At 72.6% G+C, this 26,197-nt stretch carries 22 protein-coding genes, 1 tRNA gene and 1 pseudogene; 11 read left to right on the top strand and 13 right to left on the bottom strand.

The window, feature by feature from the left end:
* Positions 1-113 precede the first annotated feature (113 nt).
* Positions 114-187, top strand: a tRNA-Trp gene (locus tag OG207_RS02460).
* Between the two features lie 87 nt (positions 188-274).
* On the opposite strand, the gene OG207_RS02455 is transcribed toward OG207_RS02460, so the two are convergent.
* The 5 genes from OG207_RS02455 to OG207_RS02435 all read right to left on the bottom strand — a co-directional run bounded on the left by OG207_RS02455 (position 275) and on the right by OG207_RS02435 (position 6,293).
* Complete coding sequence (locus OG207_RS02455) at positions 275-673, bottom strand: VOC family protein (protein ID WP_329095427.1); 399 nt, start codon at positions 671-673, stop codon at positions 275-277.
* Positions 674-834: 161 nt separating this feature from the next.
* Positions 835-2,475: a N,N-dimethylformamidase beta subunit family domain-containing protein gene (locus OG207_RS02450; RefSeq protein ID WP_329095426.1), complete on the bottom strand. Its 1,641-nt coding sequence runs from the start codon at positions 2,473-2,475 to the stop codon at positions 835-837.
* 518 nt (positions 2,476-2,993) lie between these two features.
* Complete coding sequence (locus tag OG207_RS02445; RefSeq protein ID WP_329095425.1) at positions 2,994-4,811, bottom strand: WG repeat-containing protein; 1,818 nt, start codon at positions 4,809-4,811, stop codon at positions 2,994-2,996.
* A 185-nt stretch (positions 4,812-4,996) separates the two neighbouring features.
* Complete coding sequence (locus tag OG207_RS02440; RefSeq protein WP_329095424.1) at positions 4,997-5,728, bottom strand: hypothetical protein; 732 nt, start codon at positions 5,726-5,728, stop codon at positions 4,997-4,999.
* Positions 5,729-5,930: 202 nt separating this feature from the next.
* Positions 5,931-6,293 carry a hypothetical protein gene (locus OG207_RS02435; protein ID WP_402695234.1) on the bottom strand — a complete coding sequence of 121 codons (363 nt, stop codon included), beginning with the start codon at positions 6,291-6,293 and terminating at the stop codon, positions 5,931-5,933.
* Positions 6,294-6,852: 559 nt separating this feature from the next.
* Here OG207_RS02435 and galT point away from each other — a divergent pair.
* Positions 6,853-7,896: a galactose-1-phosphate uridylyltransferase gene (galT, locus tag OG207_RS02425; RefSeq protein WP_329095422.1), complete on the top strand. Its 1,044-nt coding sequence runs from the start codon at positions 6,853-6,855 to the stop codon at positions 7,894-7,896.
* Positions 7,893-9,053 (top strand): galactokinase, encoded by a 1,161-nt coding sequence (gene galK / locus OG207_RS02420; protein WP_329095420.1) that lies wholly within the window; start codon positions 7,893-7,895, stop codon positions 9,051-9,053. Before galT ends, galK begins: the two co-directional genes overlap by 4 nt.
* 48 nt (positions 9,054-9,101) lie before the next feature.
* Here galK and OG207_RS02415 read toward each other — a convergent pair whose 3' ends face one another.
* The gene (locus OG207_RS02415) at positions 9,102-9,383 is read right to left on the bottom strand and encodes a hypothetical protein (RefSeq protein ID WP_329095419.1); all 282 of its coding nucleotides are present in this window, start codon (positions 9,381-9,383) and stop codon (positions 9,102-9,104) included.
* Positions 9,384-9,556: 173 nt separating this feature from the next.
* A complete protein-coding gene (locus OG207_RS02410) occupies positions 9,557-10,072 on the bottom strand; it encodes a GNAT family N-acetyltransferase (protein ID WP_329095417.1) in 516 nt (171 codons plus the stop codon).
* Between the two features lie 290 nt (positions 10,073-10,362).
* On the opposite strand from OG207_RS02410, the gene OG207_RS02405 reads away from it, so the two are divergent.
* Entirely contained in the window at positions 10,363-11,316 is a 954-nt protein-coding gene (locus tag OG207_RS02405) for an aldo/keto reductase (RefSeq protein ID WP_329095415.1), read from the top strand.
* Between the two features lie 229 nt (positions 11,317-11,545).
* Here the strand turns inward: OG207_RS02405 and OG207_RS02400 are convergent, their stop codons facing one another.
* Complete coding sequence (locus OG207_RS02400; RefSeq protein WP_329095413.1) at positions 11,546-12,418, bottom strand: ABC transporter permease; 873 nt, start codon at positions 12,416-12,418, stop codon at positions 11,546-11,548.
* Positions 12,415-15,120, bottom strand: coding sequence for an alpha/beta fold hydrolase (locus OG207_RS02395; protein WP_329095411.1), 2,706 nt, complete (start codon positions 15,118-15,120; stop codon positions 12,415-12,417). The genes OG207_RS02400 and OG207_RS02395 overlap by 4 nt, the downstream gene beginning before the upstream one ends.
* A gap of 174 nt (positions 15,121-15,294) precedes the next feature.
* Here OG207_RS02395 and OG207_RS02390 point away from each other — a divergent pair, with 174 nt between their 5' ends.
* Positions 15,295-16,827: an ATP-dependent DNA ligase gene (locus OG207_RS02390; RefSeq protein ID WP_329095409.1), complete on the top strand. Its 1,533-nt coding sequence runs from the start codon at positions 15,295-15,297 to the stop codon at positions 16,825-16,827.
* Positions 16,828-16,892: 65 nt separating this feature from the next.
* Positions 16,893-18,158, top strand: a complete 1,266-nt coding sequence (locus tag OG207_RS02385) for an IS701 family transposase (protein WP_329095407.1) — start codon at positions 16,893-16,895, stop codon at positions 18,156-18,158.
* Positions 18,159-18,610: 452 nt separating this feature from the next.
* Here OG207_RS02385 and OG207_RS02380 read toward each other — a convergent pair whose 3' ends face one another.
* The gene (locus tag OG207_RS02380; RefSeq protein WP_329095405.1) at positions 18,611-19,603 is read right to left on the bottom strand and encodes a magnesium transporter CorA family protein; all 993 of its coding nucleotides are present in this window, start codon (positions 19,601-19,603) and stop codon (positions 18,611-18,613) included.
* Positions 19,604-19,793: 190 nt separating this feature from the next.
* Here OG207_RS02380 and OG207_RS02375 point away from each other — a divergent pair, with 190 nt between their 5' ends.
* The 4 genes from OG207_RS02375 (at position 19,794) to OG207_RS02360 (ending at position 22,329) form a co-directional block, all read left to right on the top strand.
* Positions 19,794-20,507, top strand: coding sequence for a helix-turn-helix domain-containing protein (locus OG207_RS02375; protein WP_329095403.1), 714 nt, complete (start codon positions 19,794-19,796; stop codon positions 20,505-20,507).
* Positions 20,508-20,523: 16 nt separating this feature from the next.
* A complete protein-coding gene (locus tag OG207_RS02370) occupies positions 20,524-20,685 on the top strand; it encodes a DUF6126 family protein (RefSeq protein ID WP_266607711.1) in 162 nt (53 codons plus the stop codon).
* A gap of 70 nt (positions 20,686-20,755) precedes the next feature.
* The gene (locus tag OG207_RS02365) at positions 20,756-21,838 is read left to right on the top strand and encodes an NAD(P)H-dependent amine dehydrogenase family protein (protein ID WP_329095400.1); all 1,083 of its coding nucleotides are present in this window, start codon (positions 20,756-20,758) and stop codon (positions 21,836-21,838) included.
* Positions 21,835-22,329: a carboxymuconolactone decarboxylase family protein gene (locus OG207_RS02360; RefSeq protein WP_329095396.1), complete on the top strand. Its 495-nt coding sequence runs from the start codon at positions 21,835-21,837 to the stop codon at positions 22,327-22,329. Before OG207_RS02365 ends, OG207_RS02360 begins: the two co-directional genes overlap by 4 nt.
* Before the next feature lie 100 nt (positions 22,330-22,429).
* On the opposite strand, the gene OG207_RS02355 is transcribed toward OG207_RS02360, so the two are convergent.
* Positions 22,430-23,044: a TetR/AcrR family transcriptional regulator gene (locus tag OG207_RS02355; RefSeq protein WP_329095395.1), complete on the bottom strand. Its 615-nt coding sequence runs from the start codon at positions 23,042-23,044 to the stop codon at positions 22,430-22,432.
* A 75-nt stretch (positions 23,045-23,119) separates the two neighbouring features.
* On the opposite strand from OG207_RS02355, the gene OG207_RS02350 reads away from it, so the two are divergent.
* Positions 23,120-23,719, top strand: coding sequence for a DUF3995 domain-containing protein (locus OG207_RS02350; RefSeq protein WP_329095393.1), 600 nt, complete (start codon positions 23,120-23,122; stop codon positions 23,717-23,719).
* A gap of 122 nt (positions 23,720-23,841) precedes the next feature.
* Here the strand turns inward: OG207_RS02350 and OG207_RS02345 are convergent, their stop codons facing one another.
* Positions 23,842-25,479 carry a GMC oxidoreductase gene (locus OG207_RS02345; RefSeq protein ID WP_329095392.1) on the bottom strand — a complete coding sequence of 546 codons (1,638 nt, stop codon included), beginning with the start codon at positions 25,477-25,479 and terminating at the stop codon, positions 23,842-23,844.
* 145 nt (positions 25,480-25,624) lie between these two features.
* Positions 25,625-26,196 (bottom strand): annotated as a pseudogene (locus OG207_RS02340) (DUF6629 family protein).
* Position 26,197 lies beyond the last annotated feature (1 nt).

Raw genomic sequence — 26,197 nt, 5'->3', positions numbered from 1 at the left:
TGATCGGCGCGTGGTCCACCGTCAGAAAACACTCCGGGGAAGGACTCGCACCCGGTCGAGCGGGGAGTTGATTGGATCTCCGGGCTCGTTCGTGTCATGGTTGGTCCCACCGAAGGGGTGTAGCTCAGCTGGTCAGAGCGCCGGTCTCCAAAACCGAAGGCCGCAGGTTCGAATCCTGCCGCCCCTGCAACACCGACGGCACGCCCGTCGAGAACGCCCGGCCGGGAGCACCGCTCCCGGCCGGGCGTCGCCGTTTCCCCGAACCGGCCGAGGGTTACTCGGCGTCCGGCTCCTGGTAGCCGTACGGACGAGTGATGATCTCCATCCCGTGGCCGCTCGGATCCGTGAAGTAGACCCCGCGGCCGCCGTCGTTGTGGTTGATCTCGCCGGGGTGCCGGCCGTGCGGGTCGGCGAAGTACGGGACCCCCGCCGACTTGATCTTCTCGAAGGCCGCGTCGAACTCCACCTCCGAGAGGAGGAAGGCGTAGTGCTGCACGGTGATCGACTCGGCCGGGATGGTCGCGAAGTCCAGGGTGACGCCGTTCGCGGTGTCCACGGGGATGAAGGGTCCCCACTCGGTCCCGACCTCCAGGCCGAGAACGTGGCCCAGGAAGGTGGCGGACTCCCGGTTGTCACGGGAATGGATGATCGTGTGGTTCAGATGGACGGACATGAGTGAATGCCTCCGACGGGCACGTCACAGCGCCTCCATGCCTCACCCAGTCGGTGACCGACACGCGATGCCGTGATCACGATCCTAAACACCCCGCTCGGGCGAAGTCCACCCTCGTCGACCCGGCCCCCACCCGCTGCCCGGCCGCGCCCCTCGGATCGCTAACTCCCGTACACCGCCTTGACGTTGTCCTGTGCCGGGTGGGCCCGGCCGGCCGGGCCCACCGCGAACACCCGCAGGAGGTTCTCCGTCACCCGGGTGGTCAGCGCTCCCGAGCGCGCGTCCAGGCCGTGGTTGCGTCCGCTGCGGCCGTCGCCGGTCGCGTCCAGGGCCTCCACCCACCGCATCGTGCCGGTCGCGAACACCCCCGCCCCGCTCGCCACCGTGTAATAGGCCGTGTCCTGGTGGCTGGGCCGCCCCTCGCACACCACGGGGGAGTGGGCCAGGATCTCGATCGGCCGGGGCGTCGGGAACCCGGTGTCGACCTTGTCGTACTCGACCCCCACCAGGTGCTCGAAGCGGTCGCCCGCCCGCGCCCCGGTGCCCTCGAAGAGCCAGTGTCCGGGATTGGTCACCACGTACGGGGCGTCCACCGGATAGCCGTCGTAGATCACGCCGAGCAGCGAGCTCTCCGGGTCCGCGCCGGGCGCGGAGCGGAAGTCCACCGTTGCGGGCTGGCCGCGCTTGAACCCCGGGTCCTGCTCGTAGGACGACTTGTAACAGACCAGCGTGCGGTCCGGCCCCAGGTCGGAGGGCTCCAGCCGGATCCGGCGGTAGCAGCAGTTCGCACCCAGGACCGCGATGTTGGTACCGGCGTCGCGGGCGGCCGTGACGTGGGCCCGCTGCTCCGGCGACCAGTACTCGTCGTGCCCGAGCGAGAGCACCGCCGCCGCCCCCTCCAGGAGCCGCTTCTCCCGGGCCACGTCGGTGGTGGTCGTGTAGGCGAGGGGTATGCCGAGCCGCTCGGCCAGCGCGATCAGCGGGGCCTCGTAGACCAGGAACAGGCCCGCGCCGTCGTCGTACTCGTACGGCCGGTCGAAGCTCACGGCGAGCGAGCGGGAGGCGAAGCCACCGCTGGGGCCGTCGTAGCTGCCGTAGCCGCCCCACCGGTTGTACGCCTGCCAGGTGGCCACCGCGTTGACCACGACCGTGCGGCCCGCGGTCACCGCGGACCGCACGGTGAGGGGCACGAACCGCCGGCCCTCGCCGCCCTGCGCGTCCAGCCGCAGCAGATAGCTGCCCTCCGGCCAGTCCTTCGTCTCGACCGTGGCGGTACGGGTCCACCGGGTGCGGACCATCCTGGTCCCGGCGTCCACCGTGTGCTCCGGCTGCCGGACCCCGGGCAGGGCCTCGGAGCGCCACACCAGCCGCGCCCGGGCCCCGCCGTACCAGCCCATCCGGTAGGCGGAGACGGTGAACCGGGGTGCGGTCGTCGACACGTGCAGCCCGAAGGACTCGCCGGGCAGGACGCTGACCTTGTCCGTGAACCCCTCGATGGCCCGCGCCGGGCCGGCCTTCTCCACCGGCCAGTCGGCATGGCCCGGGCGGGCGTTCTCGGCCTTGACGTCGAGACCCCGCGCCGCGGCGACCGACGGCCTCTTGCCCGGTTCGGCGGACTCCGACGCCGCCCCGGACTTCGGCCCCGACCCGGATCCGCCGGCACTGTCTCCGCTGTCGTTCGCGCAACCGGCCAGGGCGCCGAACCCCGCAGCCGTGGCCGCCCCCGTCGCGATCGCGAGGAACCGCCGCCTGCCTGCGTCTTCGCCGTCCGAGCCGGGCCCGGCCGAGTACATCTGGTGCATGGAGGGCACGTTATGTGATGCTCTGGCCTCCGCTTCCATCGGCCTGCTCGAGGGGCACCCCGGGGCTGACCTGCCCCCCCCGAGACGTACGCCACCGGGCACGGTCGGATGGCTGTGCCAGCTGCTCGAACCGGTCCACGCCGATCGCCGTGCACGGGCGCCCGATCCGTTCTGCGCTCCGCCCCCGGACAGTCCGGGCCCCCATGGCCGAATCGGCGTTCTGACAGAGAGGGGCCGGACTGTGTTCAGCTGCTTGCCGGCACCTGGCGGGCGTCGCCGGCCTGGTGCCGCATCGCCGGTATGCCCCCGAGTACTTGGGAGAGAACATGCCTCGTACCACCCGATCGGCGGCGGTCGTCGCAGCCACCACCGTCGCTCTCGCCGCCGCTCTGACCGGGCTCCGTGAGCAGGGGTGGCGCCACCCGTCAGGGTCCGGAGGTTGACGGAGCAGGAGGGGCGGGAGTTCACGGCCACCACCCGACCCACCGCGCCGGTACGGCCGGTGGCTACGGCTACGGCTACGGCGACGGCTGGGCGTCTTCGGCGGACGGCGCGACGGCGGCGAGCCAGAGCTGGATCTCCATGTCCCCGTCGCCGACCAGGCAGTACGACTGCAGGACCAGTTGCTGCGTGCCGACCCGCCACACCGTGGACGACTCGCCGTCGCCGGAGCGCAGGCACAGCTCGACTCCCGGGAGCGGGTCGCCGAAGCGGGCGGTGAGCCGGCCGATGACGTCGTGCTCGATCTCACCGAAGCGTTCGGACGTCCAGTCCTGGAGGAAGGAGAAGTCGTGTTGGTGCTCGGCGTAGAGGAAGGTCCGGGCGACCACGCTCATCGCGCCGAACGAGGTGCCGTCGGCGTCCGGGTCGTCCTCGGGCTCGGCGGGCTCGTACGGGTCCTCCCTGTCGTCGAAGATCAGCGAGCAGGGTTCGAAGGGGCGGGGCTCGGCAGCGAGCAGCTCGCCCGCGAGGTCGGCGACGTCCCGTTCCGGGGCACCGGGGTACACCAGGTACGAGTGCGCCTCTTGGCAGTGGGCGGGCTCCACGGACGCGAACGTGCCCTCGGCCGCGGTGGATTCCCAGAGGATCGTCCCGGCCCGGTTCACCAGGCGTAGGGCGCCGCCGTCAGCGGTGGCCTCGACCCGGCAGACGTCCGTGCCGTCGCGGTCCACGTGGGCGACCCCGCCGCCGCGGGTGACGAACGCGGCGAGTCCGGTCCCGAAGCCGAATCCGAGGACCCAGCCCTCTTCGTCGGTGAGGGGCTCTAGATGGTGGACCGGGACGAACCGTCCGTCTGAGCGAAGGACCCCCCACGCCCGCCCGCAGGGGCGGTCGGCGGCACGATCTTCGTCGGGGGCGCCCTCGGGGGCGTCCTCGGGGGCGTCATCGTCCATGGGTTCGAGGTAATGGGCCACTGCGGCTCCGGCGGCGTCGAAGTCCTCGGCCCACTCGTACTCCCGCTCGATGACCTCCTCACCGGCGGCGTCGAGGTAGCCGTGCGCGTAGCCGTTGTCGATGCGCACCAGTCCGCACCGGAAGTCCTCGGACATCCGGTCGTTCGCCTTGATCACCACCTCGCCGCGGCCGTTCAGGAAGCCGCGGAAGTGGTTGCCGACGGTACCGCCCAGGACGTGGGCGAGGCCGTTTGCGTGGAAGGCGTTGAGCATCCGGAAGGACGGTTCGACGATCCACTCCCCCTTCTCGTCGATCAGGCCCCACAGGCCGCCCACCCGCACGGGCGCCGCGCCGTCGGGGCCGAAGGGCCTCGCCCCGTCGAACCGCGGCTCGACGACCGTACGGCCCGCGCGGTCGATGTAGCCGCAGCGCCCGCTGTCGGCCATCCGCACGCCGGCGAGCCCGTTCGGCGCGAACCACCCCGCCGCGGCGTACTGCGGGCGGATCACGAAGCGGCCCGTGGTGTCGATGTAGCCCGTCCCGTCCTCGGTGCGGGCGGCGGCCAGGCCGTGGCGGAACACGTGGGCCTCCGTCAGTGTCGCCGGTATGACCGGCGTTCCGTCCGTCCCGGCGTAGCCCCAGCGGCCGTCCTCCGCCCGGAACCGGGAGAGCCCGTCGGCCTCGAACGTTTCGGTGTAGGGAAGCGCCGGTTCGGCCAGCCACGCACCGTCGTGGTCGAGGTAGCCGCACCGGCCCTCCAGGTCGGCGGCGGGGGCGACGAACCCGCCCCGGCCGTCCGGGTGGAACGCCCCGACCGCGCTCAACTCCGGCGCCCGAACCAGCCGCCCGTCGGCGCCGACGAGGGCGTACCGCGCCCCTGAACCTGCCGATTCCGCGCAGGGGACGACGTACGGCGGCCGGGGGGCGGTGCTGGACGGCATGGTGCGGCTCCTCGCGCGGGGCCGAGGCAGCGTCACCGACTGCGCGGCCCGGGGATGATCAGGAGCGGCCCATGCTAGAGCGCCCCTCCGACAACGCGTCCCGCGCCGAGTAGGGCCGCGTACCACCCGACAGCAGGGCCGGGAGCGTCGGCGGGGATGACGGGCGCCGAGGCTGGCGCCGCGGCTCAGCCCACCGCGTCCCAGGCCCTCATGGGACCGTCCAGCCAGGCGGGTGGCAGCTCGGCGGCCTCCCACTCCTCCCGCAGGGCGGCCGCGGGCGTGGCGAGCCGCTCCAGCACGGCGATGCTGGTGGCGGAGTGCAGGAGGGAGTAGCGGCCGTGGATGGCGGTGGCACTGCCGGGCCCGTACTCCACGTACAACCGCTCCAGACGGGCCCGGTGCGCTGCGGCGAATTCCGCAAGCCGGCCCGCGTACCGGGCCCTCTGTCGGGGGGTCATCGTGGCGAGGACGGCACGGAGCACCTCCTCGGTGACCTCGGGGTCGAGGTCGGAGACGGCGGTGAAGGTGAGGTAGAGGGGGGTGACGGCCGCCTTCGCCTGTTCCACCTCCATGCGCCCGACCGGTGGCCGGGCGGCCGCGGCGGTGCTCGGTCCGTCGCGGTCGACGGTTCGCCGCAGTGCCCGTTCGGCGATCCCCCCGAGCTCCTCGGCGACGGCACGGGCACCGTCCAGCCAGCCCGACTCGTACGGCTCGCCCTTGTCCTCGGGGACGGACCCCCCGAGTGCGCCGACCTCCTCGCACGCGCCGGCCAGGGCGCCCGCCTCGACCAGGGCGATCAGGCCCTGCGCATCGTCGGCGGAGACCCCCGCCCGACCGAGCAGCTGGAGCAGCGTCCTCTTCGCGTTCAGAACGCTGACCGAGTCCAGCTCCTGCCGGTTCTCCTCGGCGGCATGCATCGGATCCTCCTCGTACCAGGGGCCAGCGGTGCGGAGCGCACCTCTTGACGGTTCAACGTGAAATGGGGCCACTGTGATCCCTGAGGATGCCCGGCTGCTCCACGACTGCATCCGTTCAGCGGAACGAGCACCTCGACCGCCTTGAGCGCCCTCAGCACCCCGTGACCAGGGCCGGCCCGGTCCCCTTTGCTGCGGGGGCGGGTCAGCTCAGGACGAGCGGGGACCTCACCGCCACCTCGCGCAGTTCGGTCCGCCGTGCGTCGGTGGGCGCGCTGCGACCGGTGCCGACCAGGAGCGCGTTCCGGTCGGTGAACGACGGGGGGAACGCCGCCCCGGCGATCCGCTCCAGCAGGGCGTCGGAGCGGGCCGGGCTCTCGTTCGGCGGCCGGGTCCGCGCGTCCGGGAGGTGGGCGATCAGGTCGAGGTGGTGCAGCGTCCGCTCCAGGACGTACGCGCCGAGGCAGTCGCCCACGGCGATCTCGGCGACCGTCGTGCGCAACGCCGTCCAGGAACGGGTGAAGAGGTCCACACCGGCACCGTAGTGCGGGTCCGCCGCGGCGGACAAGCGCGGTCTCCCGGTCCTGCCGGCCGTGTCCCCGTCACCCGGTGCCACCAGCGCCGAGCCCTTCGGGGACCGGTGCCGAATCCAGGCCGTTCCGGCCCGCACCGCTTGATGCGGATCCAGGCCGTTCCGGCCCGCACCGCTTGATGCGGATCCAGGCCGTTCCGGCCCGCACCGCTTGATGCGGATCCGGGCCGCCGCGGCCCCGAACGGCGTGCACGCATTGACGTTCCCGCCGGTGACCGCGGACGCGAGGGGCCGGCCGCGGGCGTCGCGACCGTCGCGGACGGGGCGACCACCGACCTGCGGTGCGGACGCGCCCTCGAGCGGACCGTCAGGTGCGGGAGCAACCCCGCCGGGTGCCGGGGGCCGGTCTCCGGGCCCGGGCCCGCAGCACGCGCCCCACGGCCCCACGCCCCCAGACCCCCGTGGCACGACCCGGCGGACGGGAACGAGATCATCGTTCTCGAACTGGAGCGCCCCGGCACCGTCCTGCCGTTGCGCGACCAGCCCGACCCCGGCCGCACCACGGTCGTCACCCCGTAGTGAGAGAGTTCCTTCCGTGAAGCGCACGAGCACCCGCCTCGCCGACGGCCGCGAGATCCTCTATTACGACACCGGCGACGGCGCCGCACGCGCCGTCCCCGACACGCGTCCGCTCGACGCGTCCGCCACCGCGAGCAGCTCCGAGGTACGGCGCGATCCGCTGCTCGGCGACCGGGTCGTCATCGCCTCCCACCGGCAGGGCCGCACCTACCACCCGCCCGCCGACGCCTGCCCGCTGTGCCCCTCCACCGAGGGCCGCGCGAGCGAGATCCCGGCGCCCGACTACGAGGTGGCCGTGTTCGAGAACCGCTTCCCCTCCCTCGCCGGCGACACCGGTCGCTGCGAGGTCATCTGCTTCACCCCCGACCACCTGACCTCCTTCGCCGACCTCGACGAGGAACGCGCCGCGCTCGTCCTCGCCGCCTGGAGCGACCGCACCGCCGAACTCTCCGTCCGCGAGGGCGTCCGGCAGGTCTACTGCTTCGAGAACCGCGGCACCGAGATCGGCGTCACCCTCGGGCATCCGCACGGCCAGATCTACGCCTTCCCCTTCGTCACCCCGCGCACCACCCGGATGCTCGCCACCGTCGCCGCCCACCGCGAACGCACCGGCGGCAACCTCTTCGAGGAGGTCCTGGCCGCCGAGCGCGCCGAAGGCACCCGCGTCGTCCTCGAAACGGAGCACTGGACCGCCTTCGTGCCCTACGCGGCGCGCTGGCCGTACGAGGTCCACCTCTACCCGCGCCACCGCGTCCCCGACCTGCCCGCCCTCGGCGACGGGGCCCGCGCCGAGTTCCCCGGGGTCTACCTGGAGCTCCTGCGCCGCTTCGACCGGCTCTTCGACCGGCCCGAGCCGACCCCGTACATCTCCGCCTGGCACCAGGCGCCGGCCGGCGAGGGCCGGGCCGACTTCGCGCTCCACCTGGAGCTCTTCACGATCCGTCGGACGGCGGACAAACTGAAGTACCTGGCCGGGACCGAATCCGGCATGGAGGCCTACATGAACGACGTCCGGCCCGAGGACGCGGCCGCGCGGCTGCGGGAGGTGGCGAGCGCGTGACCCGGTCGACACAGGACGGTTTCCAACAGCTGTACGGGTACCCGCCCGAGGGGGTCTGGGCGGCCCCGGGCCGGGTCAACCTGATCGGCGAACACACCGACTACAACGACGGCTTCGTCCTGCCCTTCGCCCTCCCGCAGCGCACCGAGGTGGCCGCGGCCCGGCGCACCGACCGGATCCTGCGGGTCCATTCCACCGAGGTCCCCTCCGGCACGGTTAGCCTCGATCTCGCAGATCTCGACCCGGCGCGCCCGCCGCAGGGCGCCGCGAGCTGGGCCGCCTACCCCGCCGGGGTCGCCTGGGCCCTGTGGGACGCCGGACTTCCGGTCGGCGGCGCCGATCTGCACGTACGGTCCGACGTACCGACCGGCGCCGGCCTGTCCTCCTCCGCCGCCCTGGAAGTGGCCACCGCGCTGGCCCTCACCGACCTGTACGGGATCCCGCTCACCCGCCCCGAACTGGCCGCACTCGCCCGGCGCGCCGAGAACGCGTACGTCGGTGTCCCCTGCGGGATCATGGACCAGACGGCCTCGGCCTGCGCCACCGGGGGGCACGCCCTCCACCTGGACACCCGCAGCCTCGACCAGCGCCACATCCCCTTCGATTGCGCGGCGGCCGGCCTGCGCCTCCTCGTCATCGACACCCGGGTCAAGCACGCACTCTCCGACGGGGCCTACACCGAGCGCCGGGCCTCCTGCCACCGCGCGGCCGCGGCCCTGGGCCTGCCCGCCCTGCGCGACCTCCCGCACGAGGAGCTGGAGCAGGCCCTGGCCCGCCTGGAGGACCCGGTCGGGCGCAGGCGCGTCCGGCACGTCGTGACCGAGAACCAGCGGGTCCTGCGCGTCGAGGAACTGCTGCGCGCGGGCCGACTGCGCGAGACGGGACCCCTACTGACGGAAGGCCATCGCTCGCTGCGCGACGACTACGAGGTGTCCTGCCCGGAGCTGGACCTGGCGGTTTCCACGGCGGACGCGGCGGGTGCCTACGGCTCCCGGATGACGGGCGGCGGCTTCGGTGGCTCGGCACTGTCCCTGATCGACGCGGACGCCGAGCGGTCGGTGACCCGGGCCGTGACGGACGCCTTCCGCCGCGCGGGCTTCACCCCGCCCCGCATCACGACGGCAGCACCGTCCCCGGGCGCCACCCGCCTCGTCTAGAGCCCGTTGTGAAAGGTGGCTGGAGATGCGGTCGTCGCGGGGTGTCGTTCAGAGGCTGCGGATGGCCCCGGCCAGGTCGGATCCGTAGGAGGCCCAGCAGATCACTGAGCCGTCAGCGTCGAGCTGACCCATGAACCACTCACCGCCGTCCCGCACGAGGCACAGTTCGTGGAACGCAAGAATCACATCGGGTTGGAGCAGCTCGTGGTCGTCCCGACCGGCGACCTCGACGGCAACGAGCCGATCCGAGGAGAGCGGGGCAGCGCTCGGGTCTCCGGAAAGAGCGCGTACGTGTTCGATCGTCCATCCGGCGGGGAGTCCTGAGTTCACCGGCGCATGGTCTCAACAGGGTGCCCGTCACGGCCACTCGTTGAGGATGGCGACCGGCCCGGTTGATCCCCCCGTGGCAGCAGCGGCCCCAACCGGGCCCACTGGCCGTTCGCCAGGTCTCCGCCCCCCCGCAACCGCGCCGGGCCGGATCCCACTTCGCTGCGGCGTCGGCGTCAGACGTTGCCGAACGGCTCCGGGTAGACGAATTCACCTTGTACGGACGGATCGTAGGCGGACAGGGTGCGGATCTGGAACAGGTGCTCCCAGGCCAGTTCCTCGCCGACGATTCCGAAGTCAGTGCTCGGTCGGAAGCCGAACCGCCCAAAGAAGTCGGGGTCACCGAGGACAACGACCATCGGGGCGTCGAGGGCGTCCGCCGCAGCGAGAGCGGCGTGGACCAGGGCCGTTCCGCAACCGCGCCGGCGATGCTCGCCGTGAACACCGAGCAGGCTGAGATTGGGTACTCGGACGGTACCGATTCGGCCCCGGGTGCACAGAGCATGGCCGATGATCGCGCCGTCCACGTCCTCGGCCACCAGGGAGAGCGCCGGGATCCAGTCCTCACCCTGCTGCAATGCGTCCCGCAGCATCACCTCCACCGGCTCCTCCTCGTACGGCTCGTAGGAGGAAGCGATCGTCACCGCACGGACAGCGGCCAGGTCGGCGGGGGATTCTCGTCTGATCAACATCTGGGCAGTGTGCCCGCCTGCCGGCCCGGCGTGCTTCGGGTCGGGCTGACTCCCGCCCCGGTCGGGACGGGGAACTCCGGTCGGAACGCGGCCGCGACCGGTGCGGCGACGCCGTGATCCGTGCGGCCGAATGACCGGGGGCGGGCCGGACGGCCGGCGGGGGACGGGGCCCGCACGTGTCACACGGCGTTCACGGCCCGCTGCCGGGATTCCGGTCCGGCGCGCCGGCCGGACGCCTAGACTGGACGCCCAGTTGATCATGTACTCGTCGAGTCGGAGGAACGAAACGCATGCGCTATCTCCCCCTGGGCAGTTCCGGACTCCAGGTCTCCGCCGTCGGTCTCGGCTGCAACAACTTCGGTGGCCGACTGGACGCCCAGGCCACCCGCGCCGTCGTCGACGCCGCCCTGGACGCGGGCATCACCCTGCTGGACACCGCCGACATCTACGGCGGTGCCGGCGGCTCCGAGGTCCACCTCGGGCAGGCCCTCAAGGGCCGTCGCGACCAGGTCGTCCTCGCCACCAAGTTCGGCTACGACGGCGTGGACATGAAGTACGGACCCGCCGCCGGCTCCCGAGGCGGCCGCGCCTACATCCGGCGTGCCGTCGAGGAGTCCCTGCGCCGCCTCGACACCGACCACATCGACCTCTTCCAGCTGCACAGCCCCGACCCGGCCACCCCGATCGCCGAGACCCTGGCCGCGCTCACCGAGCTCGTCGCCGAAGGCAAGGTCCGGTACATCGGCCACTCCAACCTCACCGGCTGGCAGCTCGCCGAAGCCGCCCACGTCGCCCGCGAGACCGGCGCGGTCCCCTTCGTATCGGCGCAGAACGAGTGGTCGCTGCTGGAGCGGTCGGTCGAGCGGGAGCTGGTCCCGGCCGCCCTCCACTACGGCGTCGGAGTGCTCCCGTACTTCCCGCTCGCCAACGGCCTGCTGACCGGCAAGATCCGCAGGGGTGCGCCCGTACCAGCCGGCTCCCGGCTCGAAGGCCGCGACTCGTACCTCACCGAGGAGCGCCTCGACGTCGTCGAAGCGCTGGCCGCGCTCGCCGAGAAGCACGACCGGACCGTCCTCGAACTCGCCATCGGCTGGCTCTCCGCCCGGCCCGGCTGTGCCTCCGTCATCGCGGGAGCCACCTCCGCCGAGCAGGTACGCGCCAATGCGGCCGTCGCCGACCGCCCGCTGGACGCCGAACTGCTGGCCGCGATCGCTGCGATCCCGGGGGCGCGGGGGCCCGAGTGACCGCCCGGACGGGTGCCCCCGTCAGGACGTCCACCTCGCCGGTGTCCGGCGAGTAGGAGGCGCCGACGACGGCCAAGGCGCCCTTCTCCACGGAGGGCGCCCGCTCACCCGGCGCGCGTTGCCCCCCATCGGGCGGGCGAACGCGGCCGCATCGCCACGGACGGCCCACGGCCCACGGCCCGGAAGTCCCCGGGCTGCGGGCCGTGGGCCGTGGGCCGTCCGTGGCGCATCAGGACACGATGTCCTTGCGGGAGAACCCGCGGAAGGCGAGTGCGAACAGCACCAGCGCGTACGACGCCGACACCACCGCTCCCTTGACCATCCCGCCCCACTCGAGCTGGGGCTGCAGCGCGTCCGCCCACGCGAACTGCCAGTGCGCCGGCAGGAACTCCCGCCACGACCCGAGGGCCGTCACGGCGTCCAGCACATTGCCGACGATCGTCAGCCCGACCGCCCCGCCCACCGCGCCCAGCGGGGCGTCCGTCCGCGTCGACAGCCAGAACGCCAGCCCCGCCGTCACCAGCTGCGAGACGAAGACGAAGGCCACGGCCAGCGCGAGCCGCGGCACGGTGTCCCCGGCCGCCAGCGCCCCGCCCGCCGGGAGCTTCAGTGGCCCCCACCCGTACGCGGCCGTGCCCGCCGCCAGCGCCACCACCGGCAGCAGCACCATCGCCGCCAGGCTGAAGCCCAGCGCCACCACCAACTTGCTCCACAGCAGCCGGGCCCGGGGTACCGGCGAGGCCAGCAGGTAGCGGAGCGAGGACCAGCTCGCCTCCGAGGCCACGGTGTCCCCGCAGAACAGCGCCACCGGCACCACCAGCAGGAAGCCGGCCGAGACGAACAGGCAGGTCGCGGCGAAGTTCGCGCCCGAGGCCGTGGCCGTGTCGATCAGGGTGATGCGGCCGTTCCCGCCGCCCCGGCTGCCCGGCCCGCCGCCCACCGCGAACGCGATCATCAAGATGACGGGCAGCGCGGCCAGCACCCCGCCCATCACCAGCGTCCGCCGGCGGCGCCACTGCCGCAGCGCCTCCACGCGCAGCGGCAGCGTACGGCTCGCCCGGTAACCGGGAGCCACCTCCCGCGCCGTCGTCGCCGTACTCACGCCGCACCTCCGATCAGGGTGAGGAACGCGTCCTCCAGTCGCCGGTGCGGTCCCACTCCGCTCACCGGTACCTCCAGCCGTACGAGTTCGGCGATCAGCCCCGCGGCCGTCGCGCCTTCGAGCCGTACGAGCAGCCCGTCATCGGCGGCCACCACGGAACCCACTCCCTCCAGCGCCGCCACCTTCTCGACGCTCACCTCGTCCACCGGCTCCGCCAGCGTCACCAGGAGCGTGTCCCCGCCGCCGGTGATCTCGGAGACCTCGCCCGCCGCGACCCGCTGCCCGCGGTCCATGACCACCAGGTGGGTACAGGACTGTTCCACCTCCGACAGGAGGTGGCTGGAGACGATGACCGTCCGCCCGCCCGCGGCGTAGCGGATCATCACGTCGCGCATCTCCCGGATCTGCGGCGGGTCCAAACCGTTCGTCGGCTCGTCGAGGATCAGCAGGTCCGGCATGCCGAGCATGGCCTGCGCGATCGCCAGGCGCTGGCGCATGCCCTGCGAGTACGTGCGCACCGCGCGCTCCAGCGCGTCGCCGAGCCCGGCGATCTCCAGGGCCTCCGCCATGTGCGAGTCCTCGGCCGGGCGGCCGGTGGCCCGCCAGTACAGCTCCAGATTGGCGCGGCCCGTCAGGTGCGGGAGGAATCCGGCGCCCTCCACGAAGGCCCCGACCCGGGACAGCACGGGCGCCCCGGCCCGTACCGCGTGCCCGAACACCCGGATCTCCCCGGCGTCCGGCGAGATCAGCCCCATCAGCATCCGCAGGGTGGTGGTCTTCCCGGCGCCGTTGGGCCCGAGCAGTCCCAGCACCTGCCCCTTCTCGACGCGGAAGGACAGGTCCCGCACCGCGTACCGGTCCTGCGCCTTCGCGTAGCGCTTCGTCAGCCCGGTGATCTCCAGGGGTACGTCGGCCAGTGCAGGGTCCGGCTGCGAGGCGCCCGGCCCCGACCCGCCGGCGCCCCGGCCGGTCCGTCGGATCCCGAGCAGCGCCGCGGCCAGGGCCACCGCGCCCAGTGGCAGCCACCAGATCCAGGCGGGCAGCCCGGCCGCGGCCGTCCGCACATCCGCGGCGACGGGCACGGTAAGCGGGCCCTGCACGGCGACGGTGTAGGTGGCCGGGGCAGCCGGGGTCGCGTAGCCGAGGTCGGTCGCGGCGATCACCAGCCGCAGCCGGTGTCCGGCCTCGACGGAGTGGTCGATCGCGGGCAGCCGCAGCCGCACGGTGGCGCCCTCCTGCGCGTTCTCCACCCGCACGGGGGCGACCAGCTGGCTCGGCAGCACCTGCTGACGGCCGTCGGGCCCCACGTCGTACACCTTGCCGAACAGCACGGCCGAGCCGTCCGCGGCACTCGACCTCACCTTGAGGGTGAGGGTCGGTGCACCAGTGATCGTCACGTCCTCGGCCAGCGGCGCCGACTCGAACCGGGCGTTCTGCCCGGGGAAGTCCAGCGAGAGCCCGGCCCCGAAGGCGGCGAGCTGCCCGCCGATGCCCGGGAGCGAGGACAGGGCGGGGGGCGCGCCGCCCGCCGGATTGGCGAAGGTCTGCTCCGGGCCCGTCAGGACGAACTCCCGAGGGCCGGATTCCAGCCCGGGATACCGGTCGCCGGTCGCGCCGCGCAGGGTGACCGTGCCGTCGGTGGAGTCGATGCCCCCGGAGCGCGTGACCCGGAACGCCGGGCCGGTGTCGGCGGCCCCGTCCCCCTTGAGGTGGCGGTCGAACCAGGCCGCCACCCGGGCCTCGACCCGGTCGGCCTCGCGCATCCCGGCGTCGTGCCCGCCCGCGGCCCAGTCCACGGAGACGGGCGCGCCGTTCGCCGCGATGGCCTCGGCCATGGCATCGGCCTGGTCCAGCGGGAAGAGGGAGTCGTCCTGGCCCTGCACGATCAGGGTCGGCACCTTGATCCGGTCGCCGACGGCCGACGGACTGCGTTGCTCCAGCAGGGTGCGGGCCTCGGCATCGGGCTTGCCCGCCACCGCGACGCGTTCGTACATCGCGCAGACCTCGGGCTGGAACCGTCCGCAGCCGGGCGCCGCCGAGGGGTCCGGCCGCGGACCGGGCACGGCGCGCTGCAGCCCGTCGGTCGACCCGCTGGTGAAGAAGATGCCGGACCAGAGCTTCTTGAACACGCCGTTCGGGAAGAGGGCGTCGGCGAGGTTCCAGTAGGTGATCTGCGGGGCGATCGCGTCGACCCGCGGGTCGTGACCGGCCGCCAGCAGCGAGACCGCGCCGCCGTAGGAGGCCCCGGAGACGCCGACGCGCGGATCGCCGGCCGCGTCGAGCTTCACCTCGGGCCGGGCCGCGAGCCAGTCGATGAGCCGGGAGACGTCCTTGACCTCGTACGCGGGGTCGTTCAAGCCGATCCGGCCCTCGGAGCGGCCGAAGCCGCGCGCCGACCAGGTCAGGACGGCGTACCCGTCCCGGGCGAGGCGCTCGGCCTGCTCGCGGACATCGTCCTTGCTGCCGCCGAAACCGTGCCCGAGCAGGACGGCGGGACGTCTTTCCGCACCGCCGCCCGCCGTGAAGTAGGAGGTGTCGATCCCGGCGCCGGGCATGTTCACGACCTGGTCCTGGCGGTGCACGGCGGGTTCGTCACCGGTCGCGGACGCGGCCGTCCACGTACCGGCCCCCGCCACGACCGCGAGCGCGGCGGCGCCCGCGAGCAGACGGTCTCGGCGGCGCCGGGGCATTCGGAGCTTCATATGGGCACCCTAAGGGCCCTTTCCCCGGGCTCCGAGCCCCCACAGGCGGAACCGTCCACCTTCTCGAGGAGTAGGTCGGGCCCCGCGCGTACCGCACCTGCGGTACGCGCCCCCGGCCTGCTGCCGACTGGGTACCGACCTGCGCGGTGCGTCCGCGGGCGGGAGGATGGCCGCATGCTGCTGGCCGACGTCGCGCGCGTGTCCCGGGAGGTCGCCGACGCCTCCGCCCGGTCCCGCAAGAGCGCACTGCTCGCCGAACTCTTCGCCGCCGCGCCCCCCGAGGAGGCCGGCCTGGTCATCTCCTACCTCTCCGGGCGCCTCCCGCAGGGCCGCCCCGGCATCGGCTGGCGGACGCTCGGCCAGGACGTCGCACCGGCGGCGGAACCCGTCCTGACCGTCCGTGACGTCGACACCGCGGTCGGCGAACTGGCCGCGGTGTCGGGCACCGGGTCCGTGCAGCGGCGCGGCCGGATTTTTGGCGACCTGCTGGGCCGGGCCACCGGGGCCGAGCAGGCGTTCCTGCGCGCCCTGCTGTCCGGCGAGGTGCGCCAGGGCGCGCTCGACGCGGTGGCCCTGGAAGGGGTGGCCGCGGCCTCCGGCGTACCGGCCGCCGCGCTACGCCGGGCGGTGATGCTGGACGGCTCGCTGCCCCGGGTGGCGGCAGCCGTACTGGCCGAAGGCGCGCAGGCACTGCGCACGGTCACGCTGCGCGTGGGACAGCCCGTCCAGCCGATGCTGGCCGGCACGGCGAAGTCGGTCGCCGAGGCACTGGAGGTGCTCGGGCCGTGCGCGGTGGAGGAGAAGCTGGACGGGATCCGGGTCCAGGTCCACCGCGACGGCGACGACGTACGGATCTACACGCGCTCCCTGGACGAGATCACGGGACGGCTGCCCGAGGTGGCGGAACTGGCCCGGTCGCTGCCGGGGGAGCGGTTCATCCTCGACGGGGAGGTCATCGGACGGGCGGCGGACGGCCGCCCCGTCCCCTTCCAGGAGATCGCGAGCCGGGTCGGCTCCCGGGTCGACGTGGACGCCGCCCGGCGCACGCTCCCGGTCGCCCCCTACTTCTTCGACGTCCTGGCCGTGGGCGAGGACGTCCTGCTCGACCTGCCGGTGCGCGAGCGGTACGCGGCCCTGACCGCGCTCGTTCCCGAGGGCGCCAGGGTCCGCCGCCTCGCCGTCGAGGACCCGGGGGAGCAGGGCGCCCGGGCCGAGGAGTTCTGGGCCGAGACCTTGCGCCGGGGCCACGAGGGGGTCGTCGTCAAGTCACTGGACTCGTCCTACGCCGCCGGCCGGCGCGGCAAACACTGGCTCAAGGTGAAACCGGTGCACACCCTCGACCTGGTGGTCCTCGCCGCGGAATGGGGCCACGGGCGGCGCACCGGCCTGCTCTCCAACCTGCACCTGGGGGCGCCCACCGGCGACGGGTCGTACGCCATGCTCGGCAAGACCTTCAAGGGGCTCACCGACGAGATGCTGCGCTGGCAGACGCAGCGGCTGCGCGAGTTGGCGGTCGAGGACGACGGCTTCACCGTCCGGGTCCGCCCGGAACTGGTCGTGGAGATCGCCTACGACGGCCTCCAGCGCTCCTCCCGCTACCCGGCCGGAGTGACCCTCCGCTTCGCCCGCGTCCTGCGCCACCGCCCGGACAAGCCGGCGGCCGAGGCGAACACGGTGGCTACGGTCCTGGCGGCGCACTCCCGCTAGTAGGGCTTGGTCAGGTTGGGGCTGGTGTTGCGTGTCCTAAGGGCTCGGTGAGTCGTTCAAGACGTGTGACGCCGGAGGAAATTGCAGCTGTACGTGGCGAGTTGGAGGACTTCGCGGCGGAGGTTTTCGAGCCGTTCGCGCGTAAGGATCAGCGTCGGTGGGGGCGGGTTTACCTGCGGGGCCTGCTCACGGACGGGCAGCGCAAGTCGGTCGAGCCGATGGCCGCCCGGCTGGGCGAGGACGGGAACCGTCAGGCCCTGGCCCACTTCATCACCACCAGCCCGTGGGACCCCGCGCATGTGCGGGCCCGGCTGGCCTGGAGCATGGAGAAGGCGATCCGGCCCACCGTGCTGATCTTCGATGACACCGGCTTCCTCAAGGACGGCAATGCCTCGGCGTGTGTCTCGCGGCAGTACACCGGCACTGCGGGCAAGGTCACCAACTGCCAGGTGGGCGTCTCCCTGCACCTGGCCTCGGACCACGCCTCGGTGGCGGTCAACTGGCGGCTGTTCCAGCCCGAGGCCTGGGACCCCGCCTCGCCGAAGGCGGACCCGGCCAAGGTCGCCCGCCGCACCGCCTGCGGCATTCCCGACGACACCGGGCATGTGGAGAAATGGCAGCTGGCCCTGGACATGCTGGATGAGACCCGCTCGTGGGGCATCGAGGTGCCGCTGGCCGTCGCGGACGCCGGATACGGAGACGCGGCGGCATTCCGGCACGGCCTGCAGGCCCGCGGCCTCAACTACATGGTGGGGATCTCCACCACCCTCTCGGCCCAGCCCGGCGAAGCCGTGCCGGTGACCGAGCCCTACTCCGGGAACGGACGGCCACCCGTGGCGAAGTACCCGGACAAGCCGCAGTCGGTGAAACAGCTGGTCATCGCGGCCGGCCGGAAGACGGCGAAGCCAGTGCAATGGCGTGAGGGCTCCCGGCCCGGCACCGGCCGCAGCGGCTTCAAGCGGATGTACTCGCGGTTCGTGGCCTTGCGGATCCGGCCTGCCGGTCGCGAGGTCCGCCACACGGTCGAGGGCCCGGAACTGCCCGCATGCTGGCTGCTGGCCGAGTGGCCGGCCGACCAGGGCGAACCCGTTCAGTTCTGGCTCTCCGACCTGCCCGCCGACACCCCGCTGACCACCCTGGTCCGCCTGGCCAAGCTCCGCTGGCGCATCGAGCACGACTACCGCGAGATGAAACAGGCCCTGGGACTTGCCCACTTCGAGGGACGCACCTGGAACGGATGGCACCACCACGTCACCCTCGTATCCGTCGCCCACGCCTTCTGCACCCTGCAACGACTGGCCAGAGCCCCAAAAGACATGGCGCCGGCCTGAGCCTCTACCAAGTCGTCCGCGAGCTACAAACCCTCCTCGCGACATGGACCGGCGCATGCCCCACCTGCCACCGCGGCATACCCACACCAACCCCAACCTGACCAAGCCCTACTAGTGCTGTGGCCGGAAAGGTTCACCGGCTCACGACGCCCGGTACGGCACCTCGCCGCGTTGTCGGACCGCGCAAGTACGTCCAGTACGAGCCGCGGCCTTCCGCCTTGCGATGCACCGCACCGAACGCCGCGAACCGGCAAACCTTTCCGGCCACAGCACTAGTACAGGTGGATCGGTAGCGACCCGTGGGGACGCGAGGTCATCGGGCCCGGGCAGCGGTGCTGAAGTCGGCCCGGCCGCCCCGCGGACGGGTGGGACCCCGGCCCGCCCGTCCGGCACTCGCCACCGAATGAGCACCACGGTCGTGCACCGGCGCCGGAAACGGCGCCCCGGTACGGCTACTCGTCGTCGGGATCGCTGTCGTCCTCGCGCAGCATCCGCCACAGGCGGTTGCGGTGGAGGACGTAGAGGGCCACGAGCAGGAAGACCACCTGGAGGCCCACGGCGAGCAGCCAGAAGACGGCTCCGCTCTCCAGCTCGTCGGTCAGGTAGGCGAAGTTCATGCCGAAGAACCCCGTCAGGAAGGTCAGCGGCAGGAAGATCGTCGACACCACCGCCAGGCGGTTGATCACGCCGTTCTGGTCGCCGGACACCAGGGAGGAGTAGCTGCCGAAGGCCCGGCGGGCGGTCTCCTGGAGGGACTCGATGTCCGCGAGCACCAGGTTCGCGGTGCGCCGGTACTCGCGGACGAGCTGCTGGCGTTCCTGGTGGAAGCCGCGGTTCATCACCCGGCGCGTGACGCTTTCCTCCGCCACCCGATGGTAGGGGAGGAGGGTGTGGTGCAGCAGGGCCGCGGTGCGCCGCAGTCGGGACAGGCGGTAGAGCTGTTCGGGCCCGCGCCGCCGGAACATGGCGTCCTCCAGGTCCTCCACCTCCAGCAGGGCCTGGACGGCGGCCCGGCGGTAGGTCTCCATGGCCTCGTCCAGCAGCAGGAACAGCATGGCCACGGAGTCCGGCGGGCTCTCGAGCGGGAATCGGGCGGTGACGTTCCCGATCAGGGGAGCCGACCCCCGGTGCACGGTGACGAGGTACCGCTCGGTCACCAGGGCGTGGACATGGATGACCCGGTCCACGTCGACCGCGGGCACGACGAACGCGCCGCTCTCCCCGAAGATCTCCGCCCGGGCGGATTCCCCCTTCCGCCCGAGCCACGCTAGGTCCTCGGCCTCCAGACCGAGCAGGCGGGCGAGCGGGGGTTCGTCGGGTGCGCCGTCCTCGGGCAGTTCCACGTCCACGAACAGGAAGCGGGACGTGGCGAGACGCGCGCGGGCCTCCGACACGTGCCCGCAGGTCAGGGTGCCCTCCGGCATGGACAGCATCGATACGATCATCGTCCCTCGCCGTAGGTCATCCGGTGCCGTGGCTCCCAGCCTGTACGGCGCGGGACCCCGCGCAACCGTGGTGACGCATTCGCCCGGCAGCGGGCCCTCGAACAGGTGAGGTCGGGCCGCGCGACAGCAGCGCCTTGCCTCAGAGGCAAGATGGTTTGCCAGACGGGCAAGACTCTGGCTCAATCGGTGTATGACACCCGGATCCGACACCGGCCCCGAAGGCGCGGCCGGTCCCGACGAACCGGCGGACGAGCTGCCCGCCGTCGCCCCGCAGCTACGGGACCTGCGCCGTCGTGCCGGGCTCACCCTGGAGGCCGCCGCCGCACGGGCCCGACTCTCGCCCGCCCACCTGTCCCGCCTGGAGACCGGCCGGCGCCAGCCCTCGTTGCCGCTCCTGCTCGGACTTGCCCGCACCTACGGTACGACCGTCTCCGAGTTGCTCGGCGAGACCCCTGCGGTAGCCGATCCCATCGTACGGGCCGGCGGTCCGGGCGCCCGCGAGGCCGACGGCTGGACGTACTGGCAGGCCGGCGGCTCCGGTCGGGGGATGCAGGCCCTGCGCGTGCACGTGCCCCACGGCCGCAGCCAGGGCGAGCTGGTCCGCGTACATCCCGGCGAGGAGTGGCTGTACGTCCTGGAAGGGCGGCTGCGGCTGCACCTGGGCGAGGCCGAGCACCTGCTGGAGCCCGGGGACAGCGCGCACTTCGACTCGCTCACTCCGCACCGGATCGGCGCGGCCTCCGCGGGTGGGGCCGACCTGCTCTTCGTCCACACGCTGCTGCAGAGCAGCCTGGCCGGACTCTGCCTCGGCGGCGCCACCAAGACCGCGCCCACGAACCCGATCGCGAACCCGCCCGCGACCCCGCCCACGCCCGCCACGCCCCCGACCACGCACCACCGATAGCCGAGGAGCCGTACCCATGTCCCAAGCCGAGAAGCCCGCGCCCGCGACCCTACGGGCCCGCTTCGAGTCCAAGTTCCCGCGCGGCCTGATCATCCGGCTGATCGCCTACTTGTTCGTCGGTCACCTCTTCGCCTTCTTCGTCTACCTCCTCTTCGTCCTGGGAGGCCAGAACCAGTAGCCGCAGAAGGCGGACGAGTTCGGGCCGCGCGACTCTGGCAACGTACGGGACCTGTGGCTACCCTCCGCGCATGATTTCCACGGTTGTCTGGGGTACCGGCAACGTGGGCCGTCTGGCGATCCGTGCCGTCGAGGCCCATCCCGCGCTCCAACTCTGCGCAGTCATCGTCCACGATCCGGCCAAGGTCGGCCGCGACGCGGGAGAACTCGGCGGGCTCGACCACCCGTTGGGGGTCGAGGCCACCGACGACGTCGAGGCCGTACTCGCCGCCCGCCCCCGGGCCGTGGTGTACGCCGCGTCCGGAGACGTCCGGCCCGACGGGGCGCTCGCCGACATCACCCGCGCCGTCCGCTCCGGCGCGGTCGTCGTCAGCCCGGCCCTCTACCCGCTCTACGACCACCGGAACGCCCCGCCCGAGTTCCGCGACCCGGTGCTCGCCGCCGTCGCGGAGGGCGGCGGCTCGCTCTTCGCCTCCGGCGTCGACCCCGGATGGGGCAACGACGTGCTCCCGCTCCTGCTCAGCGGGCTCGGCACCACCATCGACGTCATCCGGTGCCAGGAGATATTCGACTACTCCACCTACGACCAGCCGGACTCCGTCCGTCACCTCGTGGGCATGGGGCAGCCCATGGACCACGAGCCGATGATGCTCATGCCCTCGATCCCCACCATGGTGTGGGGCGGGCAGATACGGATGATGGCCCGGGCGCTCGGGGTCGAACTCGACGAGATCCGCGAGACGTCGGACCGCCGTGCGCTCGAGGCCACGGTGACCACCCGGACCATGGGCGAGTTCGAGGCCGGCACCCAGGGCGCGATCCGCTTCGAGGTGCAGGGCATCGTCGAGGGCGAGCCCCGCATCGTCATCGAGCACGTCACCCGCATCCACCCCTCGTGCGCACCTGACTGGCCCGTGCCGCCCGCCGGCGGCGACGGCGCCCACCGGGTCGTCATCGAGGGCCGCCCGCGCATCGAGGTCACCGTCGAGGCCACGGACGAGGGCGAGAACCGCTCGGCGGGCGGCAACGCCACCGCCGTCGGCCGCCTCGTCGGTGCCATCGACTGGCTCGTAGGGGCCGAACCCGGCCTTTACGACGCCCTCGACGTCCCGCTGCGCCCCGCCATCGGCAGACTCGGAAGGAAACAGTCATGAGGATCGACGTCCCTGAAGGCCAGCACCCGATCGAGTACGTGTGGGGCGACCTGGTGCCCGGCATCGGCATGGCCGCCGCGAACTTCTCCCTGTCGGTGTACGCCCACACCACCCTGGGCCTGCGCGAGTTCGAGGCGGCCCGGCTGCGCGTCGCGCAGATCAACGGGTGCGTCTTCTGTCTGGACTGGCGCACCGAGCGGGACGGGGAGAAGGTCGAGGAGGAGTTCTCCGAGGCGGTCACCGCGTGGCGCACGACCGACGCGTTCGACGAGCGCACCCGGCTGGCGGCGGAGTACGCCGAGCGGTACACCCTCGACCACCACGGGCTCGACGAGGAGTTCTGGGAGCGGATGACCGCGCACTACAGCCAGCTGGAGATCGTGGAGCTGACGATGAGCATCGGGTCATGGCTGGCCTTCGGCCGGCTCAACCACGTGCTGGGCCTGGACAGCGTGTGCATGTTGCCGGGTCAGCCGACTCCCCGGCCCTGAGAGGGCGTCCGCCCCGCCGTCCACTCCGCCGTCCGGGTCACCTTGCGCGATGAAGGCAGTGCCCGGACGGCCTGCTGCCCGGCCGGATGCCGCGGCCCGCTCAATCTGCCGCTCCGCGGCCCGCCGTTGCCTCCGCCCGGGGCGGGGTCCCGAGCATGGCGATCAGGTGGTCGATTGCCGCCTCCGCGGCAGGTGTGCCGGGCAGCGTTTCGGGGGCTATGGCCGGTGCGGTGCGGCGCAGGTCGAGCCAGCCCAAGTAGGCGGCGTACGCGGCCAGCGCGCGGTGCCGGGCGTCCACCGGAGCGAAGCCGAGGTCGGCGAAGACCCTGCCGAGGTACGCGATCCGGGTGCGGGTCACCCGGTCGACGACGTCGGCCACGGCCGGGTGGGTGTCGCGGGCGGAGCCCAGCGCGGGCTCCAGACCCGCGATCTCCTCGTCGCCGAGCGCGGCGAGCAGCAGGGAGCGGGCGCGCGTCCAGGGGTCCTCGTGGGCATCCGTGGCGGTGATGACCTCGGTGGTGGCGTGCAGCTCCCAGGTCTCCAGCGCCGCGACGAGCAGCGCGTCCCGGTTCTCGAAGTGCCAGTAGAAGCTGCCGCGGGAGACCCCTAGCTCACGGGCGAGGACGTCCACGGCGACGGCCGAGACGCCGCCCCGGGAGAACGCCCGCAGCGCCGCCATCGTCCAGTCCTCTTTGCTCACTCGTCCCTTCGCCATGATCCGTACAGTAGTGTACGGATCATCCATACAGCACTGTATGGAAACCGGCGGGATCGTGGGGAAGGGGTGCCGATGGACGCGGAAACCGGAACGGCCCGGGGGGCGGGTACGGATGCGGGTACGGAGAACCGGAACGGGGGCGGTGCGGGTGCGACGGCCCCGGTCCGGGCGGCGGCGGTCGTGGCGGCGGGCGGTCTGGCCGCGGCCGCGGCCCTGCACGCGGTCTGGATCCGCTCGCCCTGGCCGCTGAGCTCCCCGGCGGAACTGGCCGAGGTCGTGGTGGGGACGGGAGACGACGCCCTGCCTTCCGCGGCTGCGACGGCCGCGGTCGCCGGCCTGCTGACGGCGGCCGCCGGTCTGGTGCTGGTCGGCGCCCGGCCGGACTCCGCGCTGGGGCGCGCCCGGCTCGTCCGGGCCGGGCTGTGGACGGTCTCCGCCGTGCTCGCGGCGCGCGGGCTGGGCGGGCTGGTCGTGTCGGGCCTGGACCTCCAGCAGGCTCCCGCCCGGTACACGGCGATGGACCTCCGGTTGTACTCGCCGCTGTGCCTCGGCCTGTCCGGCCTGACCGGCTACGTCGCGGCACGCACCCGTGGGAGCCGGCGGTCGCCGAAGGTCCTTCGCCGGGTGGCGACCGGGCAGGGGATCGAAGGACGCCGGAACGAAGGGAAGTAGGCCTTTGCTTCCGGGCCGGGCCGGGCCATGCCGGGCCGGGCCATGCCGGGCCGGGCCATGCCGGGCCGGGCCATGCCGGGCCGGGCCGGGCCGCGCGGGGCCCGGCCCGGGCGGGCGTACGGCTACAGGTCCGTAGCGATGATCTTTTCGATGTTGCGTTCGGCGAGCGCCGTGATGGTGACGAAGGGATTCACGCTCGCGTTGCCGGGGATGAGCGCGCCGTCGATCACGTACAGCCCGGTGTAGCCGTGCAGGCGCCCGTAGTTGTCGGTGGCCCTGTTCAGGACCGCGCCGCCGAGCGGGTGGTAGGTGAGGGTGTCGTTCCAGATCTTGTTGCCGCCGAACAGGTCGGTGCGGTAGATCGTGCCCTCCTTCGAATTGATCTTGTCGAAGATCGTCTTGGCCATGGAGATGGACGGCTGTTTCCAGGCGGTCTGCCAGCTCAGGTCGGCCGTGCCGGTCGCCGCGTTCCAGGTGAACTCGGCGCGGTTCGGGTTCTTGGTGATCGACAGGTAGAACGAGGCGTACGTCTCGATCCCGGTGGGGAGCGGTGCGACCTCGGCGAACGCGCCGCCCGCGTCCCAGTTGTCGATGCCGGAGCAGGGGATGGTCGACTGGAGCTTGCCGGTCGGGTCCCACATGTGGTTGGCGCGGCCGCACATGACGTTGCCGTTCTCGCCCCAACCCTTGCCGACCTCGCCGTTGAGGTTCGGCAGGGCTCCGGTGGCCTTCAGTTTGACCAGGAGCTTGCTGGTGCCGACGCTGCCGGCCGCGAAGAAGACCCGGTCCGCGGTCACCGTCTTGGTGGCCACGGTGTCGCCGGTGGTGTTGATCTGGTCGATGGCGACCGTGTAGCCGCCGCCCGCGGCCGGGGAGACCGAAGTGACCTTGTGCAGTGCGGAGATGGCGACCCTGCCGGTGGCCTTCGCCTGCGCGAGGTAGGTCTGGACGAGCGACTTCTTGCCGGCGTTGTTGCCGTAGAGGATCTCGCCGGCCAGGGCCGACTTGGTGACGGTGCCGGCGGCCTCCTTCTTCATGTAGTCCCAGTCGTACACGTCGGGTACGAAGGTCCAGGCGAAGCCGGAGCGCTGGGCGTGCTTGCGCCCCACCCGGGAGAACTGGTAGCAGTCGGCGGTGTCGAACCAGGCCGGGTCGATCATGCCGACCCCGAGGCCGGCGTTGGCCCTCGGGTAGTAGGTGGCGTACATCTCGTCGGGGTCCACGGAGGGGAGGACGGCGGCGAAGTTCGCGCGCTTGGGCGTGACCGCCATGCCGCCGTTGACCAGTGAACCGCCGCCGACACCGCGGCCCTGGTAGACCGTGATGCCGGCGAAGTCCTCGGCGTCCAGGATCCCGGTGTACTTGGGGACGTCCTTGTCGATGGGGAAGCCGAGGAAGTTGCTGAGCGGCGCCTTGGTCCGGGTGCGCAGCCAGAAGGACCGGTAGTCGGGGCTGGTCACCTTGGGGAAGAGCTTGCCGTCCGGGCCCGGCGCGTCCCAGGACATGCCCATCTCGATCATCTGCACGTCCACGCCGGCCTGCGCCAGTCGCAGGGCGGCCACGGACCCGCCGTAGCCGGTGCCGATGATCAGGGCCGGAACGCGGGTTCCGTCGGCGATCGTGGCGGATGGGGAGGCCGCCTGTGCCGGGGTGAGGTGACCCGCCAGGGCCACGGCGCCAACTATAGAACCAGTTCTACCAAGGAATCCGCGACGGGATATTCCGTTCGAGCCATTTCTGGGCAGCGTGTTATCGCTCATGTGACGTTCCTCATCCGTGGGGGAATGGGAACGAGTTCTACTGCTGGCCGCGTGTGAAGTCACTACATACGTCTAGGTAACTTCCGGTCGATCACGAGGTGGCGGAAGCTGCTTCCGGCCGCCGGACCCAGCCCCAGACCAGCAGTTAAGCGACCGCCGCGAAGGCACACCACGTGGAGGCGAATTCCAGCCGCCACAGCGCTGAGCAGGTCAGCGCCCCCACCGCCAGCACCATGCCGAGGGTCCCGAGCCGCCGGTCGCCCCCGAGCAGGAGCGGGCCCAGCGTGGCGAACAGGTAGCCCGCCAGCACCAGCGGCATCCACGGAACATTCACGCCGTAGCCGATGGTGTGGCTCCGGATCTCGGCGGTCACCGGCCGGGAGGCGAGGCAGTACGCGAGCACCGCGGCCGTGGCGAGCCCTGCGGCCAGGGGCCCCACAACCGGCGCCGGACCTCGGGCGCGGCCGCCAGCAGGACGCCGGCCGGCATCCAGAGCGCCAGCAGTGGCAGGGCGATCACCGCCCAGGCCGTTGCGGCCGGGGAGCAGCCGCCGCCCGTGCCCCACACCGCGGCCTCCACCAGTTGGTGCGCGCCCAGCAACAGCGGCAGCGCGGCGACGGGCAGGTCGCGGGCCCGCCGCACCCGAGCCAGGCACGCGATCCCGACGGCGCAGATCGCCGTCCCCGCCACCAGATCGGCCGTCGCGCTCCAGCACACG

Source organism: Streptomyces sp. NBC_01439, assembly GCF_036227605.1.
Classification (GTDB): Bacteria; Actinomycetota; Actinomycetes; order Streptomycetales; family Streptomycetaceae; genus Streptomyces.
This window is presented reverse-complemented; position numbering and strand designations above follow the sequence as displayed.

Coding starts and splice junctions, on each gene's coding strand:
- OG207_RS02455 (WP_329095427.1), bottom strand. CDS start 673: ATGTCCGTCCATCTGAACCACACGATCATCCATTCCCGTGACAACCGG.
- OG207_RS02450 (WP_329095426.1), bottom strand. CDS start 2,475: ATGCACCAGATGTACTCGGCCGGGCCCGGCTCGGACGGCGAAGACGCA.
- OG207_RS02445 (WP_329095425.1), bottom strand. CDS start 4,811: ATGCCGTCCAGCACCGCCCCCCGGCCGCCGTACGTCGTCCCCTGCGCG.
- OG207_RS02440 (WP_329095424.1), bottom strand. CDS start 5,728: ATGCATGCCGCCGAGGAGAACCGGCAGGAGCTGGACTCGGTCAGCGTT.
- OG207_RS02410 (WP_329095417.1), bottom strand. CDS start 10,072: ATGTTGATCAGACGAGAATCCCCCGCCGACCTGGCCGCTGTCCGTGCG.
- OG207_RS02405 (WP_329095415.1), top strand. CDS start 10,363: ATGCGCTATCTCCCCCTGGGCAGTTCCGGACTCCAGGTCTCCGCCGTC.
- OG207_RS02395 (WP_329095411.1), bottom strand. CDS start 15,120: ATGAAGCTCCGAATGCCCCGGCGCCGCCGAGACCGTCTGCTCGCGGGC.
- OG207_RS02390 (WP_329095409.1), top strand. CDS start 15,295: ATGCTGCTGGCCGACGTCGCGCGCGTGTCCCGGGAGGTCGCCGACGCC.
- OG207_RS02380 (WP_329095405.1), bottom strand. CDS start 19,603: ATGATCGTATCGATGCTGTCCATGCCGGAGGGCACCCTGACCTGCGGG.
- OG207_RS02375 (WP_329095403.1), top strand. CDS start 19,794: ATGACACCCGGATCCGACACCGGCCCCGAAGGCGCGGCCGGTCCCGAC.
- OG207_RS02370 (WP_266607711.1), top strand. CDS start 20,524: ATGTCCCAAGCCGAGAAGCCCGCGCCCGCGACCCTACGGGCCCGCTTC.
- OG207_RS02365 (WP_329095400.1), top strand. CDS start 20,756: ATGATTTCCACGGTTGTCTGGGGTACCGGCAACGTGGGCCGTCTGGCG.
- OG207_RS02360 (WP_329095396.1), top strand. CDS start 21,835: ATGAGGATCGACGTCCCTGAAGGCCAGCACCCGATCGAGTACGTGTGG.
- OG207_RS02355 (WP_329095395.1), bottom strand. CDS start 23,044: ATGGCGAAGGGACGAGTGAGCAAAGAGGACTGGACGATGGCGGCGCTG.
- OG207_RS02350 (WP_329095393.1), top strand. CDS start 23,120: ATGGACGCGGAAACCGGAACGGCCCGGGGGGCGGGTACGGATGCGGGT.
- OG207_RS02345 (WP_329095392.1), bottom strand. CDS start 25,479: ATGAGCGATAACACGCTGCCCAGAAATGGCTCGAACGGAATATCCCGT.